Genomic DNA, 16,881 nt, shown 5'->3' on the forward strand with positions numbered 1-16,881 from the left:
ATCGAGCTGGGCCAGCTTCTCCTCGGCGCCGGCCGCGGGTAACACCACGATGGGCTACAACGCGATCTGCCCAGCGGACGCCATCGAGGCGCACCGCGCGTTCATCGCCCGCCGTCGGTCACTCCGCCCCAACGAGGAATGCCGAACCCCGAGGAACGAGGAGTGGGACGCCTTCCTCGCCCACTTCGAGAAGCGCGAGCTCTCCGTGGGGAGGCGTCCATCCCGTCCCGGGCTTCGGTCCAGTTCGCCCGGGCGGCCCTGACGACGGTGGACAGCGCAGGCAGCCGTTCGCGGGTGCGCTGGGCCATCTTGGCCTTGCGGCGCTGCTCGTGCTTGGAGGTGCTGGCGTCGGTGGCGCTGACGGGGCAGGGGGCAATCCATGGCGGGCACCTCCTCCGTAGCACTGACCACGGGGCAGAACACACGTTCCTACGATGGCGAGGCGGATTCGACTAAGGGTTCCATTTCCTGGCGTACGGCTCTGACCTGCGGTTTTTCTCCGGGGCATCCCGGAGTGGTGAGCGCGCGACGGCGAGGTCGGCGCGTCCATCGTCTCCCCTGCCACGATCTGCGTCATAACGGACGGGTGGAGACGTCGAATCCGTCGCAGCCCCTGTCCGCGGGCGTGCGCCCCCTCATCCTGGACGCCGCGGGCGTCACCCTGTCCTGTCTGCTCGCCGAGCCGCCGGACGGGGAGCCGCGGGCCACCGTGGTCGCCGTGCACGGCGGCGGCATGACGGCCGGCTACTTCGACGGACAGGCCCACCCCGACCTGTCCCTGCTGGCACTCGGCGCCCGGCTCGGCTTCACGGTCCTCGCCCTGGACCGGCCCGGCTACGGCACGTCCTCCGGGCAGCTGCCCGCCGGGCAGACCCTGGCCGAGCAGGCCGAGGTGCTGGACGCGGCCATGGACCGGTTCGCGCAGCGGTTCGCCACGGGGGCGGGGTTCTTCCTGCTGGCTCACTCCTACGGCGGCAAACTCGCCCTCGTCACCGCCGCGCACACCCCCCGGCCGCTCGCTCTCGACGTGTCGGGCTGCGGCTACCGCTACGACATCGAACCGGCCGAGCTACCCCGCGTCCTCAGCCGTTCCTCCTGGGGACGCAACTGGGGTCCGCTGCGGCTGTATCCGCCGGACACCTTCCGTTCGCTCGGGGCCCTGGTGGCCCCCATGCCGGTGCGCGAGGCGGACGAAGTCGCCCGCTGGCCGCGGACGTTCGAGGGCATCGCGCCCCGCGTCCGGATCCCCGTACGGATGACCTTCGCCGAGCACGAGGCATGGTGGCTGCACGGGGAGCGGGACATCGCGGAGATCACCGCCCGGCTGGCCGCGGCACCCGTCCTGCGGGTCGAGCACCAGCCGGACGCGGGCCACAACATCAGCCTGGGCTGGGCGGCCCGCTCGTACCATCTGCGCGCCCTCGGCTTCTTCGAGGAGTGCCTCGCGACACTCCGCGGCCGGCGCGCCCGGCCGTCCCTGGACGACCGCCCGGCACCGGCGGCCCAGTCCGTCGCCGTGCCCGGGGTGTGATGGGATGGCGGACGCCCCATCACACGTACAGGAAGAGGATGGTCATGGCGCAGGTCGAGGCCACGACGGAGCGGATCATCGCGGCGGACGCGGAGTCGGTGTTCGACGCCCTCGCCGACTACAGCGGCAGCCGCGCGCGGTTGCTGCCCGAGCAGTTCAGCGAGTACGAGGTGCGCGAGGGCGGCGACGGCGAGGGCACCCTTGTCCACTGGAAGCTCCAGGCCACCAGCAAGCGCGTCCGTGACTGCCTGCTCGAGGTCAGCGAGCCGACCGACGGGGAACTCGTCGAGAAGGACCGCAACTCGTCCATGGTCACCACCTGGCGGGTCACCCCGGCCGGCGAGGGCAGGTCCCGGGTCGTCGTGACGACCACCTGGAAGGGCGCCGGCGGCATCGGCGGCTTCTTCGAGAAGACCTTCGCGCCCAAGGGCCTCGCCCGCATCTACGACGCGGAGCTCGCGAAGCTGGCCGCCGAGGTGGAGAAGTGACGCCGGTGGTGCGCTGACGCCGGTGGCGCCGTTACCCCGGTGGCGCGCTGACGCCTGTCGCGTGGTTACGCCGGTCGGGTGTGACCCCGAACGCGACCGGCGCGAGACCCCGGCCCCGCCGTGACCCCTGTGCGCTCCGGGGCGTGAAGCCCCGATTCCAAGCTCCGGAGCGCACTCCGTCAGTCGTCCGGCTGAATCTCACGCTCACCGTTTCGAGTGGTTTTCCGCATGGTGCGGTTGTACGTCGTAGGGCTCCCACCGGCGGATACCTCCGGACCACTCACTCCCCGGGCGGCTCGCCGCGCTTGAACCCAGTTGTCGCGCAATGCGAGAAATGGGCGGCGCAGGCGCGACGAGGGGAGCGGTACGTGGGCGGGACGACGGTGGTGGATGTGGACAGCGAGCGGGCCGTGCCGCCCGTGGTCCCGGACGCGCCCCAGGAACCGGCCGTTGCCGAACACCCCGTGGCCCTCGGTCCCCGCCGGGTCCGCCTCGTCTTCGTCGGGCTGATGCTCGCGCTCCTGCTCGCGGCCCTCGACCAGATGATCGTGGCCACCGCACTCCCGAAGATCGTCGGCGAGCTGCACGGCCTGGACCGGATGTCCTGGGCGATCACGGCCTATCTGCTGACCTCCACCGTGGGACTGCCGGTCTACGGCAAGTGCGGGGACCTGTTCGGCCGCAAGGGCGTGTTCCAGTTCGCCATCGCCCTGTTCGTCGTCGGCTCGGCGCTGGCCGGGCGGGCCCAGACCATGGACCAGCTGATCGCCTTCCGCGCCGTCCAGGGCGTCGGAGCCGGCGGGCTCATGATCGGTGTGCAGGCGATCATCGCGGACATCGTCCCGCCCCGCGAACGCGGCCGGTTCATGGGCCTGATCGGCGCCGTCTTCGGGCTCGCCTCCGTCGCCGGTCCGCTGCTGGGCGGCTACTTCACGGACCACCTCTCCTGGCGCTGGTGCTTCTACATCAACGTGCCCTTCGGCCTTGTCACTCTGGCCGTCGTCGCCGTGGTGCTGAAACTGCCGAGGCCCGCCGCGAGGGGCCGTCTGGACGTGCCCGGCACCCTGCTGCTGGCCGCGGCGTCCACCTGCCTGGTGCTGCTGACCAGTTGGGGCGGCACCGAGTACGCATGGGATTCGGGCGTCATCCTGGGGCTCGGCGCCGGCGCGGCCGTCACCGTCGCCCTCTTCCTGGTCGCCGAGAGGTTCGCCGCCGAACCCCTCATTCCGCTGCGGCTGTTCCGCGACTCCGTCTTCAATGTCACCGCCCTGGTGGGCCTGGTGGTCGGTGTCGCGCTGTTCGGCGCCGCCAGCTACCTCCCCACCTTCCTGCAGATGGTCGACGGGGCGAGCGCCACGGAGTCCGGGCTGCTGATGCTGCCGATGATGGCCGGGATCGTTGGTGCCTCCATCCTCGGCGGACAGCTCGTCAGCCACACCGGCCGGTACAAGGTGTTCCCCGTGCTCGGAAGCGCCGTGGCAGCCGTCGGCATGTGGCTGCTGTCCCGGCTCGACATGGACACGACGCGGGCGCAGTACAGCGTCTGGATGGCGGTCCTCGGGGCAGGCATCGGCATGGTGATGCCGGTGCTGGTCCTCGCTGTGCAGAACTCCGTGCGCCCCGCCGATCTCGGCACCGCGACGAGCGCCAACAACTACTTCCGGCAGATCGGCGGAAGCGTGGGCGCGGCCATCTTCGGCACCCTGTTCGCGAACCGTCTCTCCGACGCGCTGGAACGACGCCTCCCGCAACGCGCCGGCACCCGCCTGCCCGACCCCGAGTCCATCACCCCGCAGCTCGTCCACGCACTGCCGCCCGCGCTGCGCGACACGTACATCGAGGCGTACGCCGACGCCATGCCGAGGATCTTCCTCTACCTCGTGCCGGTGCTCGTCCTCGGCCTGCTCATCGCCTTCTTCCTCAAGGAGAAACCACTGGTGTCCCACAACGCCCCCGCCGAGTGCCCGCCCGCGTCCCAGGTCCCTCAGGCGCGTTCGCCGTTCGCCGCAGGAGTGCCCGTCTGCGGCACGGTCCAGCACCCCGACGGCACCGTCGTGCCGCGTGCGGCGCTCACCCTCATCGACGTCGCGGGACAGCAGATCGGGCGCGGAGCGAGCGGTGAGGACGGGCGGTACGCGCTGTCCACGCCCGGTTCCGGCTCCTACGTACTGATCGCCGCGGCAGGCGGCCACCAGCCGCAGGCGGTCTCGGTGACCGTCGGAGAGCGCCCGGTCGAACTGGACGTCGTGCTCGGCGGCGCGGGCCGGCTGGCGGGCAGCGTGCTGACCGCCGACGGCACGCCCGTGCGCGACGCCGCCGTCACCCTCACCAACGTGCACGGAGAAGTGGTCGCGAGCACCCGCAGCGGGCGGGAGGGTGGTTATGTCATCACGGAGTTGGTGGCCGGGGAGTACACCCTGGCCGCCAGTGCGCCCGCGTTCCGTCCGGCCGCGCTGCAAGTCACCGTGCAGGCGTCCCGCGAGACCCGGCAGGACGTCGAACTGGCGGGCGGCGCGGTGCTGCGCGGCACCGTGCGCGCGAGTGGCGGGCGGCCGGTCGAGGACGCCCGGGTCACCCTGCTCGACGCGGCGGGCAACGTCGTCGACACGCTGACGACGGGAGCTGACGGAACGTTCCGGTTCGTCGATCTGTCGTCCGGGGAGTACACCGTGATCGCCGCCGGATACCCGCCCGTGGCCACCGTGCTCCAGGTCGCCGGGGGCGGCCGCACGGAGCGCGATCTCCAGTTGGGGCACGAGGACTGAGAGGACGGGGCCGATCCGGTCCATCGGCCGTAAGGGCTCGCGCCCCCGTACACGCCGAAGGCGCCCGTCCCCGTCCTGGCGAGTGGGGACCTGCCGCTGGTCACCACCGAGCGCACGGCGGACGGCACTCCCGTCGAGCTGCCGTCGAAGTGGATCGTGGCGGCGCGGAGGGTCTGAGGCCACGAGGAGCTTTGCGGACGGCGGCGCGGGCCTCCCCGGCCGCCGGCTCTCACGTGTCGGTCCCTCCCGCCGGTGCTCCCGTCGTCCCCCGCACCTCCAGCGCCGGTGTGGCGAGCACCAGTTCGGAGGGGCGGGCCGGGTCGGCGATCCGGTCGAGCAGGCAGCGCCCGGCGCGGCGGCCGACGTCGTGGCTGCCGTTGTCCACCGTGGTCAGCCACAGGTGCCGGAGCCGGGAGAGAGAGGTGTTGTCGTAGCCGACGAGGGAGAGGTCGCGTGGCACCCGCAGCCCCAGCTGCTCGGCGGCCGACAGGGCGCCCACACACGCCATGTCGTTGAAGGCGAAGACGGCGGTGGGGCGTTCGCGGGCGGCGAGGAGGCGGACCGTCGCCCGGTAGCCGCCCTCCTCCGTCGGATCGCCCTGTTCCACGACCGCGCTGTCCGCGAGACCGTGTTCGCGCATGACCGTCTCGAAGCCGCGCCGCCGCAGCGCGCCGACCACCCCCTGCCCGGCGATATGGGCGATACGACGGTGGCCGAGACCGAGAAGGTGCTCGGTGGCCAGGCGGGCGCCGTACTCGTCGTCACCGGCGACCACGTCCACCTTGGGCAGCACCGGCTCGCGGGCCCCCGCGACGACGGTGGGGATCCGCGCGGCGGCCTGGCGCAGCGCCTCGGAGGGGGGAAGGGTGCCGACCGCGATCAGTCCGTCGACCCGCAGGTCCGTGAAGGTGCGGGTGAGGTCCTCCCCGAGGCGCCGGCTCAGCTGCCCGTCGGCCAGCAGCATCTGCAGACCGGCGTCGCGCAGCCGGGAGTTCAGCCCGTCGAGCAGCTCCACGAACCAGGGGTTGCGCAGGTCGTTCAGCAGCACACCCACCGTGCGGGTGCGCCGCTCGCTGAGACTGCGGGCGGCGGCGTTCGGCCGGTAGCCGAGCTCTTCCACAGCCGCCAGCACGGCCTGCCGCTTCTCCGGGCGCACCTGGTCGGAGCCGCGCAGCACCAGGGAGACCAGCGATTTCGACACTCCGGCCCGTTCGGCCACATCGCGGATCGTCGGCGGTCTCATGCCTGGACCGTTCCATGCGGCTTACGCGCTTGTCAAAGGGATTGACAACTGCAAGAACCGGCCGCAGTGTGACCGGACAAGCTCTGGACCGGTCCAAGAAGGGCAGTCATGGTGAGTACGCTGGGCGTCGCCGTCGTCGGGTTCGGCTGGATGGGGCGGGTGCACACCCAGGCGTACATCCGCGTGCCGCACCATTTCCCGCACCTGCCCCTGCGGCCCGCACTGGTCGCCGTGGCCGACGACGTGCCGGGCCGCGCCGAGGAGGCCGCCCGGCAGTACGGCTTCGCCACCGCCGTCCGGGACTGGCGGGAGGTCGCCGCCGATCCTCGCGTCGGGGCGGTGAGCATCGCCGCGCCGAACTTCCTGCACCGGGAGATCGGCGTCGCCATGGCCGAGGCGGGCAAGCACATCTGGATCGAGAAACCGGTGGGTCTGACCGTCGAGGACGCCCGCGCGGTCGCGGTCGCCGTCGCCAAGTCCGGCGTCCAGGGCACGGTCGGCTTCAACTACCGCAGCGCACCGGCCGTCGCGGCGGCCCGCGAGCTGATCGCCTCCGGTGGGATCGGCACCGTCACCCATGTCCGCATCCGTCTCTTCAGCGACTACGCCGCTCACCCCGAGTCCGCGCTGACCTGGCGGTACGAGCGTGCGCGGGGCGGCAGCGGAGTCCTCGGCGACCTCGGCTCGCACGGGGTCGACCTGGCCCGCTTCCTGCTCGGCGAGATCGAGTCACTGGCCGCCGACACCGCCGTCTTCATCCCCCACCGGGCCCGCCCCGCCGGCGCCACCGCGGGCCACGCGCGTGCGACGGGCGGCGAGCCGGGCCCGGTGGAGAACGAGGACTACGTCAACTGCCTGCTGCGCTTCGCCTCGGGTGCCCGCGGTGTCCTGGAGGCCTGCCGTGTCTCCGTCGGCGAGCAGAACAACTACGGGTTCGAGGTGCACGGCACCGAGGGGGCGGTCTTCTGGGACTTCCGGCGCATGGGCGAACTCGGCGTCAGCCGTGGCACGCTCTACCAGGACCAGCCCGTCAGCACCCTCTACGTCGGCCCCGGGCACGGCGAGTACGGCGCCTTCCAGCCCGGGGCCGCCAACGCCATGGGCTACGACGACCTGAAGGTCATCGAGGCCTGTCACTTCCTGCGCTCGGTCGCGGAAGGCACGGCGTACGGCCCCACCCTCGAAGACGCCGTGCACAGCGCCGCCGCCCTGGACGCCATGAGCCGCTCCGCGCAGCGGCGCACCTGGGTGGATCTCCGGTGACGGCGGGGGTGTGGACGCGGCCACAGCACCGCTTCGGCGGAGCGGCCGGCCGACGGCCGGCATGAGAAGCAGGCCGGGCGGCACGTGACGACACAGCATTTGTACTTACATTCGGACCTGTTTCTGAAATGATGTCTTAACAAAGTATTGACAGGCGGGTCCGGCAGGGGCTTGTATCCCGTCCCAACGAAACCGCGGAATGATCCGCACCCGGCCCGGGCCCCCCGGTCCGGGCTCGCGCGGGGCTGCCGCCCGGCGCCGTCCCTCTCCCTTCCCCCTTCCCCGGCCGCACAGTGAGGTGCAGGACAGATGGACCGCACGATCCACCCCCGCCGCTCCCGCAAAGTCGCCCCACTCGTCGCGCTGGCCGCGGCGTCCGCGCTGCTCGCCGCGGGCTGTTCCAGCAGCTCGGGCGGCAAGAAGGCCGCGGAGGAGAGCTCCGGCGTCGCCGCGGGCAAGGCGACCACGCCCCGGATGACGGTCGCGCTGGTCACCCACCAGGCACCGGGTGACACCTTCTGGGACATCGTCCGCAAGGGAGCGGAGGCGGCCGCGGCCAAGGACAACATCAAGCTTGTCTACTCCAGCGACCCGAACGCGGGCAACCAGGCCAACCTGGTGCAGAACGCCATCGACCAGAAGGTCGACGGCATCGCGATCACCCTCGCCAAGCCGGACGCCATGAAGGACGTCGTGGGCAAGGCGACGAAGGCGGGCATCCCGGTCGTCGGCCTCAACTCCGGGGTGAGCGACTGGAAGAAGCTGGGACTGCTGGAGTTCTTCGGGCAGGACGAGAGCGTGGCGGGAGAGGCGTTCGGCAGGAAGCTGAACGAGGTCGGCGCGAAGAACACGGTCTGTGTGATCCAGGAGCAGGGCAACATCGGGCTCACCCAGCGCTGCGACGGCGTGAAGAAGACCTTCGGCGGCAAGACACAGATCCTCTATGTCAACGGCACCGACATGCCGTCCGTGAAGTCGACGATCACCGCCAAGCTCAAGCAGGACAGCTCCATCGACTACGTCGCCACACTCGGCGCGCCCTACGCCCTGACCGCGGTGCAGTCGGCGGGCGACGCCGGCAGCAAGGCGAAGGTCGCCACCTTCGACCTCAACAAGGACCTCACCAACGCCATCCAGAAGGGCGACATCCGGTTCGCCGTCGACCAGCAGCCCTATCTCCAGGGCTATCTGGCGGTCGACTCCCTGTGGCTCGACAAGAACAACGGCAACTACAGCGGCGGCGGTGAACAGCCGGTGCTGACCGGCCCGGCCTTCGTCGACAAGTCCAACGTGGACGCCGTCGCGGCCTTCGCCGTGAAGGGTACGAGGTGATGACCATGTCCCAACAGGCTGTGCCGGCGGTGTCCTCACCGCCGGCCACCGGCCCCGAGGAACGCGACGGCCGTACCGCACAGCGCCCCCTCGTGCTCCGGATGCTCGCCCGGCCCGAGGTGGGCGTCTTCCTCGGCGCCGTCGCGGTGTTCGTCTTCTTCTTCGTCGCGGCGCCGACGTTCCGCACCGGCAGCGCGATGGCCACCGTCCTCTACCAGTCGTCCACCATCGGGATCATGGCGCTGCCCGTGGCACTGCTGATGATCGGCGGCGAGTTCGACCTGTCGTCCGGTGTCGCGGTGATCACCTCCGCGCTGACCGCGAGCATGGTGAGCTACCAGCTGACCATGAACATATGGGTGGGCGTGATCGTCGCCCTCGTGGTGTCGCTCGCGATCGGCGCGTTCAACGGCTGGATGGTGATGCGCACCGGGCTGCCGAGCTTCCTGATCACCCTCGGCACCTTCCTCGGCCTCCAGGGCATCAACCTCGCGGTCACCAAGCTGATCACCGGCAACGTGGCCACCGACGACATCAGCGACATGGAAGGCTTCGGCCAGGCCAAGGCGGTCTTCGCCTCCTCCTTCACGGTCGGCGGCGTCCAGTTCAAGGTCACGGTCCTGTGGTGGCTCGGCTTCGCGGCCCTGGCTACCTGGGTCCTGCTGCGCACCAAGTACGGCAACTGGATCTTCGCGGTCGGCGGCAACAAGGACAGCGCACGGGCCGTCGGCGTGCCCGTGAGGTTCACCAAGATCACCCTGTTCATGCTGGTCGGCTTCGGCGCCTGGTTCGTCGGCATGCACCAGCTGTTCGCCTTCAACACCGTGCAGTCCGGCGAGGGCGTCGGCCAGGAGCTGATCTACATCGCCGCCGCGGTCATCGGCGGCTGCCTCCTCACCGGCGGATACGGCTCCGCGATCGGTTCGGTCTTCGGCGCCTTCATGTTCGGCATGGTCAGCCAGGGCATCGTCTACGCCGGCTGGAACCCCGACTGGTTCAAGGCCTTCCTCGGCGTGATGCTCCTCGGCGCCACCCTCATCAATCTGTGGGTCCGCCAGTCGGCGACCCGGAGGTGATCCCCATGACGACCGCCGACCTCGGCACCGCCAACGGCACATCCGCTCCGGCCGACCAAAAACCCATCGTCGAACTGCGCGGTGCGGGCAAGTCGTACGGCAACATCCGCGCCCTGCACGGCGTCGACCTCACCGTCCGCCCCGGCACGGTCACCTGCGTCCTGGGCGACAACGGCGCCGGCAAGTCCACCCTGATCAAGATCATTTCCGGGCTTCACCAGCACACCGAGGGCGAGTTGCTCGTCGACGGCGAACCGGTGCGCTTGGCCACCCCGCGTGCGGCCCTGGACCGCGGCATCGCCACCGTCTACCAGGACCTGGCGACCGTCCCGCTCATGCCGGTGTGGCGGAACTTCTTCCTCGGCTCCGAGATGACCAAGGGGCCCTGGCCGATCCGCCGCCTCGACATCGCCCGGATGAAGAAGACCGCCGACGACGAACTGCGGAACATGGGCATCGTCCTGGACGACCTCGAACAGTCCATCGGCACCCTCTCCGGCGGCCAGCGCCAGTGCGTGGCCATCGCCCGCGCCGTCCACTTCGGAGCGCGCGTCCTCATCCTGGACGAGCCCACCGCCGCGCTCGGCGTCAAACAGTCGGGTGTCGTCCTCAAGTACATCGCGGCCGCCCGCGAGCGGGGCCTCGGCGTCATCTTCATCACCCACAACCCACACCACGCCTATATGGTCGGCGACCACTTCAGCGTGCTGCGCCTGGGCACCCTGGAACTCAGCGCCGACCGCACGCAGGTCAGCCTGGAAGAGCTGACCGACCACATGGCCGGCGGCGCCGAACTCGCCGCCCTCAAGCACGAGCTTGCACAGGTCGGCGGCGTCGACGTCGACAGGCTTCCCGAGGAGAAGGACCTCCAGGCACGAGCTTGACGCTGTCGCCGCCGCAGTAGGCGTAGTGCCCGGTGTCCAGGCAGAGGTTGACAAGGCCGGAGTCGGTGGCGTCGAGGAAGCCATCGAGACCTACGGCGAGCGCATCGGGTATCTGCACCTCAAGCAGGTCGACCCGGAAATCCTCGCCGACGTCGTGGCGAACGGGGTGCCCTTCGGGCCCGCCGTGCGGCGCGGCGTGATGTGCGAACCCCCGGCCGGCGTGCCCGCGCTGGAACCCGTCCTCGCCGCCGCCCGGGGCCTCGGCGTCGACCTCTTCGCCATCGTCGAGCAGGACATGTACCCCTGCCCGCCGGACAAGCCGCTGCCCATCGCCGTCCGCACCCGTACGTTCCTCCGCTCCTGCGGCGCCTGACCCCCGAAGGGACGACCACTTTTCCACAGGGCTGGTCACCCAACGTCACGAGCGCGTACGGTTTCGTGCCATGAAGATCCTCATCAGCGCCGACATGGAGGGCGCCACCGGTGTGACCTGGCCGGCCGACGTGCTGCCCGGGACGCCGCAGTGGGAGCGGTGCCGGGCGCTGTTCACCTCGGACGTGAACGCCGCCGTGCTCGGCTTCCTCGACGGGGGCGCCGAAGAGGTGCTGATCAATGAGGCGCACTGGACCATGCGCAATCTGCTCCTGGAGCGGCTCGACGAGCGGGCGCAGATGCTCACCGGCCGGCATAAGTCCCTGTCCATGGTGGAGGGCGTGCAACACGGCGACGTGGACGGCATCGCGTTCGTCGGCTACCACGCGGGCGCCGGCATGGAAGGCGTGCTGGCGCACACCTACCTCGCCAACTCCATCACCGGAGTCTGGCTGAACGACATCCGCGCCAGCGAGGGCCTGCTGAACGCGCATGTCGCCGCCGAGTACGGCGTGCCCGTGGTCCTGGTCACCGGTGACGACGTGGCCTGCGAGGACGCGCTGGGATACGCGCCGGAGGCGCTCAAGGTCGCCGTCAAGGACCATGTCTCCCGGTACGCGGCCGTGTGCCGCACACCCGCCAGGACCGCCGCCGACATCCGCGCCGCCGCCAAGGAGGCCGCCGTGCTGGCGGTGCGACAGGAGCCCGTCGACGGCGGCCCGTTCACCGTGGCGCTCGAGTTCGACGCCGAGCACCTCGCGATGGCCGCCACCGTCGTGCCGGGCGTGAACCGCATCGGCGAGCGGAAGGTGGCCTACACGAGCGCCACCATGTACGAGGGCATCCGTACCTTCAAGGCGGTCACCACGATCGTCTCGGCGGCGGTGGAGGAGCAGTATGGCTGACCAGCAGGCGCTCGACGAGGTCGTGCGCTTCACCTCGGACCTCATCCGTATCGACACCACCAACCGCGGCGGCGGGGACTGCCGGGAGCGGCCCGCCGCCGAGTACGCGGCGGCGCGGCTGGCCGAGGCGGGCCTGGAGCCCACGCTCCTGGAACGCACCGAGGGCCGGACGAACGTCGTCGCCCGGATCGAGGGCACCGACCCGTCCGCGGACGCGCTGCTCGTCCACGGCCACCTCGACGTGGTGCCCGCCGACGCCGCCAACTGGAGCGTGCACCCGTTCTCCGGAGAGGTGCGCGACGGCGTCGTCTGGGGCCGTGGCGCGGTCGACATGAAGAACATGGACGCGATGATCCTCGCGGTCCTGGCGGCCTGGGCACGCGCGGGTGTGCGGCCCCGCCGCGACCTCGTCGTCGCGTTCACCGCCGACGAGGAGGCGAGCGCGGAGGACGGCTCCGGGTTCCTGGCGGACCGCCACCCGCATCTCTTCGAGGGGTGCACCGAAGGAATCAGCGAGTCGGGGGCGTTCACGTTCCACGACGGCGGCGGTCGGCGGATCTACCCCATCGCGGCGGGCGAGCGGGGCACCGCCTGGCTCACCCTGACCGCCCGTGGTCGCGCCGGCCACGGCTCCAAGCCGAACCGGAGCAACGCCGTCACCCGGCTGGCCGCCGCCGTCGCCCGGATCGGCGCCCATGAGTGGCCGCTGCGGCTCACCCCGACCGTGCGGGCCGCACTCAGCGAACTCGCCGTCCTGTACGGTCTCGACGCCGACCTCGACGATCCCGACGCCACGGACGACTTCCTGGACAAGCTCGGCCCGGCCGCGGCACTGGTCCGGCCGACCGTCCGCAACAGCGCCAACCCGACCATGCTCAGCGCCGGTTACAAGGTCAACGTGATCCCGGGCGCGGCCGTCGCCCACGTGGACGGACGGTATGTGCCGGGCGGTGAGGACGAGTTCCGCGCCACTCTCGATGAACTGACCGGACCGGACGTGGACTGGGAGTACCAGCACCACGAGGTCGCCCTCCAGGCGCCGGTGGACTCGCCGACGTTCGCCCGGATGCGCGCCGCCGTGGAGGAGTTCGCGCCCGAGGGCCACGTGGTGCCGTACTGCATGTCGGGCGGCACGGACGCCAAGCAGTTCTCGCGCCTTGGCATCACGGGTTACGGCTTCGCGCCGCTGAAGCTGCCGGAGGGCTTCGACTACCAGGCGCTCTTCCACGGCGTCGACGAACGCGTCCCCGTCGAGGCACTGCACTTCGGGGTCCGCGTCCTGGACCGCTTTCTGCGAACGGCGTAGGGGAGTCGGGGAAGATGGAGCGGATCCTGCCCTACGGGGAATGGCCCTCGCCCATCGACGCGGTGCTCGCCGCCGCGCACGACGGGCAGCCGGAGTCGGTGGACTTCGTGGGCGAGGAGGCGTGGTGGACCGAGCCGCGCCCCACGGAAGGCGGCCGACGCACGCTCGTGCGGCGCACGGTTGACGGCACGGAGGAATCGGTGCTGCCCCCGCCGTGGAACGTGCGCAGCCGGGTCATGGAGTACGGCGGCCGGCCGTGGGCCGGTGTCATGCGTCCCGAGGGCCCGCTGCTGGTCTTCGTCAACTTCGCCGACCAGCGGCTGTACGCCTACGAGCCTGCGGCGCCCGGCGACGGGCCGCGGCCGCTCACGCCCCGGTCGCCGGCGGGCGGCGGACTGCGCTGGGTCGACCCGCAGGTGCACGTCGAACGCGGCGAGGTGTGGTGCGTACTGGAGGAGTTCACCGGCGACGGGCCTTCCGACGTGCGCCGGGTGGCGGCCGCCGTGCCCCTGGACGGTTCCGCGGCGCAGAACCGCGACGCCGTGCGGGAACTCACCGAGGCGCGGCACCGCTTCGTCACCGGCCCCCGCCTGTCGCCGGACGGGCGGCGTGCGGCGTGGATCGCCTGGGACCATCCGCGGATGCCGTGGGACGGCACCGAGCTGATCGTCGCCGAGGTGACCGGCGACGGGACGCTCCGGGAGCCGCACACCCTCACCGGCGGCCCCGAGGAGTCGATCCCGCAGGCCGAGTGGGCGGCCGACGGCTCCCTGCTGTACGCCAGTGACCGCGGCGGCTGGTGGAATCTTTACCGGGACGGCGTGCCGCTGTGCCCCCGTGAGGAGGAGTTCGCCGGGCCTCTGTGGAAGGTCGGCCTGCGGTGGTTCGCCCCGCTGGAGAGCGGGCTCATCGCCGTCCTGCACGGCAGGGGTGCGAGCCGGCTCGGGATCCTGGACCCGGACAGCGGCGAGGTCGTCGACGCGGCCGGACCCTGGACCGAGTTCGCCGCCACACTCGCCACGCACGGCAGCCGGCTCGTCGCCGTCGGCGCGAGCCCGCGCACCGCGCACGAGGTGGTCGAACTGGACGCCAGTACCGGCCGCACCCGGGTCGTCGGTGCCGCCCACGAGGACGCGGTGGACCCCGCGTACCACCCCGAGCCGCAGATCCGCACCTTCACCGGGCCGGGCGGCCGTGAGATCCACGCACATCTGTACCCGCCGCGCCACCCCGGCCATACCGCGTCCGACGGCGAGCTGCCGCCGTACGTCGTGTGGGCCCACGGCGGGCCCACGAGCCGGGTCCCGCTCGTCCTGGACCTGGAGATCGCCTACTTCACATCGCGCGGTATCGGCGTCGTCGAGGTCAACTACGGCGGCTCGACCGGATACGGACGGGAGTACCGCAACCGGCTGCGCGGACAGTGGGGCGTCGTCGACGTCGAGGACTGCGCGGCCGTGGCGGTCGCCCTCGCCGACGAGGGCACCGCCGACCGCGACCGGCTCGCCGTGCGGGGCGGCAGCGCGGGTGGCTGGACGTCGGCCGTGTCCCTGACCACGACGGGCGTCTACGCCTGCGGCACGATCATCTACCCCGTCCTGGACCTGAAGAGCTTCGGCTCGGGGGAGACCCACGACTTCGAGTCGCGGTACCTGGAGACCCTGGTGGGGCCCTACTCCGAGGTGCCCGACCGGTACGCCGAGCGGTCGCCCGTCGAGCACGCCGACCGGATCCGCGCCCCCTTCCTGCTGTTGCAGGGACTCGACGATCCCATCTGTTCGCCCGCGCAGTGCGAGCGGTTCCTCGCCCGGCTGGCGGGGCGCCGTATCCTGCACGCCTACATCGCCTTCGAGGGCGAGGGTCACGGCTTCCGGAGGGCCGAGACCATGGTGCGCGCCCTGGAGGCCGAACTGTCCTTGTACGCACAGGTCTTCGGGTTCGACCCGCCCGGCATCCCCACCCTGGAGCTCAGCAAGTGAAGCACCTCGTACGGCCGTCCAGACTCGCCCCCGGCGCCCGCGTCGCCGTCGTCGCGCCCAGCGGGCCCGTGGTCGAGGAACGGCTCGCCGCCGGGCTCGACCTCCTGCGCGCCTGGGAACTGGACCCGGTCGTGGGCCCGCACGTCCTGGACCGGCACCCCGACTTCCCCTACCTCGCGGGCACGGACGCCGACCGGGCCGCCGACTTCCAGGCCGCGTGGTGCGACCCGGACGTCGCCGCGGTGCTGTGCGCCCGCGGCGGGTACGGGGCACAGCGCATGGTGGACCTGCTCGACTGGGACGCGCTGCGGGCCGCCGGGCCCAAGGTGCTGGTCGGCTTCAGCGACATCACGGCGCTGCACGAGGCGTGCGCGGTCCGCCTCGGCCTGGTCACGCTGCACGGGCCGATGGTGTCGTCCGTCGCCTTCCTGAAGAACGCTCGGGCGCAGGAGCACCTGCGGGCCACGCTCTTCGCGCCGGAGTCCGTGACGACCATCGGCGCTCACGGCGGGACGACTCTCGTGCCCGGACGCGCCCGGGGCGTCACCCTCGGCGGCTGCCTGAGCCTGCTCGCGGCCGAACTGGGCACCCCGCACGCCAGGGCCGGCGCCCGGGGAGGTCTGCTGATGATCGAGGACATCGGAGAGGAGGCGTATCGCGTCGACCGGATCCTCACCCAGCTGCTGCGCTCCGGCCGGCTCGACGAGGTCGCCGGGATCGCACTCGGGTCCTGGAAGGAGTGCGGCCCGTACGAGCTGCTGCGAAAGGTCCTCACCGATCGGCTCGGCGGCCTTGGGGTACCGGTGGTCGAGGAGTTCGGCTTCGGGCACGGCGAGGGCGCCCTGACGATCCCGCTGGGAGTGGAGGCCGAGCTGGACGCGGGGGCGGGGACACTGACACTGGCCCAGCCGGCGCTGGCGTAGCTCCGCGATCCCGGGACCGGCGGGTCGCATAGGCTGTCGGTGTGCCTGTGACCCGTGGATATCTCACCGAGGGGCCCCGCGTGGGCGTGCGCCCCTTCACCTACGAGGACGAGGCCGAATTCACCACCCGGGCGCGGGAGAGCAAGGACCTGCACCACCCCTGGCTCTTCCCGCCGGTCACCGCGCGGGCCTACGCCGCCTACGCGGGACGGCTGATCGACGATCCGGCGAAGGCCGGGTTCCTGGTGTGCGAGAAGGACAGCGGGGCCATCGCCGGTTTCATCAACATCAACAATATCGTCGCGGGCGGTTTCCTGTGCGGGGCCCTCGGCTACGGTGTCTTCGCCCATGCGGCACGGCGGGGGCTGATGGAGGAGGCCCTCGGCCTCGTGGTGCGCTACGCCTTCGGACCGATGGGACTGCATCGGCTGGAGATCAACGCGCAGCCCGGCAACGCCGCCTCGATCGCCCTCGCCCGGCGCTGCGGCTTCCGCCTCGAGGGCTACTCACCGAACATGATCTACATCGACGGGGCCTGGCGCGACCACGAACGCTGGGCCATCACCGCAGAGATGGTCCGCGACTAGGAGTGTTCCTGGTCCGGGTGGAGGTTCGGCCCGTATGCCGAGCGGCTGCGGCGCAGGTGGAGGTGATCCGGCGTTCCGGACGGGCCGTCCGTGTCGGGTTGAAGCCGCCCGGGATCGGCGCCTGGCAGACCGTCTGCTACCGGTTGCCGCGGGGCGTGATGCGTGCAGACGCCGGGCCGGGACGCCGCTTGCGAAGTTGGCGGGATACGCGATGCCGTCCAGGGCCG

13 protein-coding genes and 3 pseudogenes are annotated in these 16,881 nt (G+C 71.4%); 14 read left to right on the top strand and 2 right to left on the bottom strand.

Going from position 1 to position 16,881, the window contains the following annotated elements:
- The first annotated feature begins 586 nt into the window (after positions 1-586).
- The 4 genes and pseudogenes from ABZ823_RS16250 to ABZ823_RS16265 form a co-directional block, all read left to right on the top strand.
- A complete protein-coding gene (locus ABZ823_RS16250) occupies positions 587-1,531 on the top strand; it encodes an alpha/beta fold hydrolase (protein ID WP_361659683.1) in 945 nt (314 codons plus the stop codon).
- A 44-nt stretch (positions 1,532-1,575) separates the two neighbouring features.
- On the top strand, positions 1,576-2,019 hold the full coding sequence (locus ABZ823_RS16255) for an SRPBCC family protein (protein WP_361659686.1): 444 nt from the start codon (positions 1,576-1,578) through the stop codon (positions 2,017-2,019).
- A 419-nt stretch (positions 2,020-2,438) separates the two neighbouring features.
- Complete coding sequence (locus tag ABZ823_RS16260) at positions 2,439-4,784, top strand: MFS transporter (RefSeq protein WP_361659858.1); 2,346 nt, start codon at positions 2,439-2,441, stop codon at positions 4,782-4,784.
- A 60-nt stretch (positions 4,785-4,844) separates the two neighbouring features.
- Positions 4,845-4,961, top strand: a pseudogene (locus ABZ823_RS16265) (SAM-dependent methyltransferase); the annotation flags it as partial.
- Positions 4,962-5,013: 52 nt separating this feature from the next.
- Here ABZ823_RS16265 and ABZ823_RS16270 read toward each other — a convergent pair.
- Positions 5,014-6,027 carry a LacI family DNA-binding transcriptional regulator gene (locus ABZ823_RS16270; protein ID WP_361659688.1) on the bottom strand — a complete coding sequence of 338 codons (1,014 nt, stop codon included), beginning with the start codon at positions 6,025-6,027 and terminating at the stop codon, positions 5,014-5,016.
- A gap of 108 nt (positions 6,028-6,135) precedes the next feature.
- Here ABZ823_RS16270 and ABZ823_RS16275 point away from each other — a divergent pair, with 108 nt between their 5' ends.
- The 4 genes from ABZ823_RS16275 to ABZ823_RS16290 all read left to right on the top strand — a co-directional run bounded on the left by ABZ823_RS16275 (position 6,136) and on the right by ABZ823_RS16290 (position 10,582).
- Positions 6,136-7,290, top strand: a complete 1,155-nt coding sequence (locus tag ABZ823_RS16275; RefSeq protein ID WP_361659691.1) for a Gfo/Idh/MocA family oxidoreductase — start codon at positions 6,136-6,138, stop codon at positions 7,288-7,290.
- Positions 7,291-7,599: 309 nt separating this feature from the next.
- Positions 7,600-8,622 (top strand): sugar ABC transporter substrate-binding protein, encoded by a 1,023-nt coding sequence (locus ABZ823_RS16280; protein ID WP_361659694.1) that lies wholly within the window; start codon positions 7,600-7,602, stop codon positions 8,620-8,622.
- Entirely contained in the window at positions 8,622-9,698 is a 1,077-nt protein-coding gene (locus tag ABZ823_RS16285; protein WP_361659697.1) for an ABC transporter permease, read from the top strand. Before ABZ823_RS16280 ends, ABZ823_RS16285 begins: the two co-directional genes overlap by 1 nt.
- A 5-nt stretch (positions 9,699-9,703) precedes the next feature.
- Positions 9,704-10,582 carry an ATP-binding cassette domain-containing protein gene (locus tag ABZ823_RS16290; RefSeq protein WP_361659700.1) on the top strand — a complete coding sequence of 293 codons (879 nt, stop codon included), beginning with the start codon at positions 9,704-9,706 and terminating at the stop codon, positions 10,580-10,582.
- Here ABZ823_RS16290 and ABZ823_RS16295 read toward each other — a convergent pair.
- Positions 10,572-10,670: pseudogene (locus ABZ823_RS16295) on the bottom strand (2-keto-myo-inositol dehydratase); the annotation flags it as partial. The gene ABZ823_RS16290 and the pseudogene ABZ823_RS16295 overlap by 11 nt on opposite strands.
- Here ABZ823_RS16295 and ABZ823_RS16300 point away from each other — a divergent pair.
- The 6 genes and pseudogenes from ABZ823_RS16300 to ABZ823_RS16325 form a co-directional block, all read left to right on the top strand.
- A pseudogene (locus tag ABZ823_RS16300) lies at positions 10,665-10,955 on the top strand (2-keto-myo-inositol dehydratase); the annotation flags it as partial. The pseudogenes ABZ823_RS16295 and ABZ823_RS16300 overlap by 6 nt on opposite strands.
- A 70-nt stretch (positions 10,956-11,025) precedes the next feature.
- Positions 11,026-11,859, top strand: coding sequence for a M55 family metallopeptidase (locus ABZ823_RS16305; RefSeq protein WP_361659703.1), 834 nt, complete (start codon positions 11,026-11,028; stop codon positions 11,857-11,859).
- On the top strand, positions 11,852-13,165 hold the full coding sequence (locus ABZ823_RS16310) for a M20/M25/M40 family metallo-hydrolase (RefSeq protein ID WP_361659707.1): 1,314 nt from the start codon (positions 11,852-11,854) through the stop codon (positions 13,163-13,165). Before ABZ823_RS16305 ends, ABZ823_RS16310 begins: the two co-directional genes overlap by 8 nt.
- A gap of 14 nt (positions 13,166-13,179) precedes the next feature.
- Positions 13,180-15,144 (top strand): prolyl oligopeptidase family serine peptidase, encoded by a 1,965-nt coding sequence (locus ABZ823_RS16315; RefSeq protein ID WP_361659710.1) that lies wholly within the window; start codon positions 13,180-13,182, stop codon positions 15,142-15,144.
- Positions 15,141-16,067 (top strand): LD-carboxypeptidase, encoded by a 927-nt coding sequence (locus tag ABZ823_RS16320; protein WP_361659713.1) that lies wholly within the window; start codon positions 15,141-15,143, stop codon positions 16,065-16,067. The genes ABZ823_RS16315 and ABZ823_RS16320 overlap by 4 nt, the downstream gene beginning before the upstream one ends.
- A 41-nt stretch (positions 16,068-16,108) precedes the next feature.
- Complete coding sequence (locus tag ABZ823_RS16325) at positions 16,109-16,654, top strand: GNAT family protein (RefSeq protein ID WP_361659715.1); 546 nt, start codon at positions 16,109-16,111, stop codon at positions 16,652-16,654.
- Positions 16,655-16,881 lie beyond the last annotated feature (227 nt).

It is taken from the genome of Streptomyces sp. NPDC047079 (assembly GCF_040643755.1).
Lineage (GTDB): Bacteria > Actinomycetota > Actinomycetes > Streptomycetales > Streptomycetaceae > Streptomyces.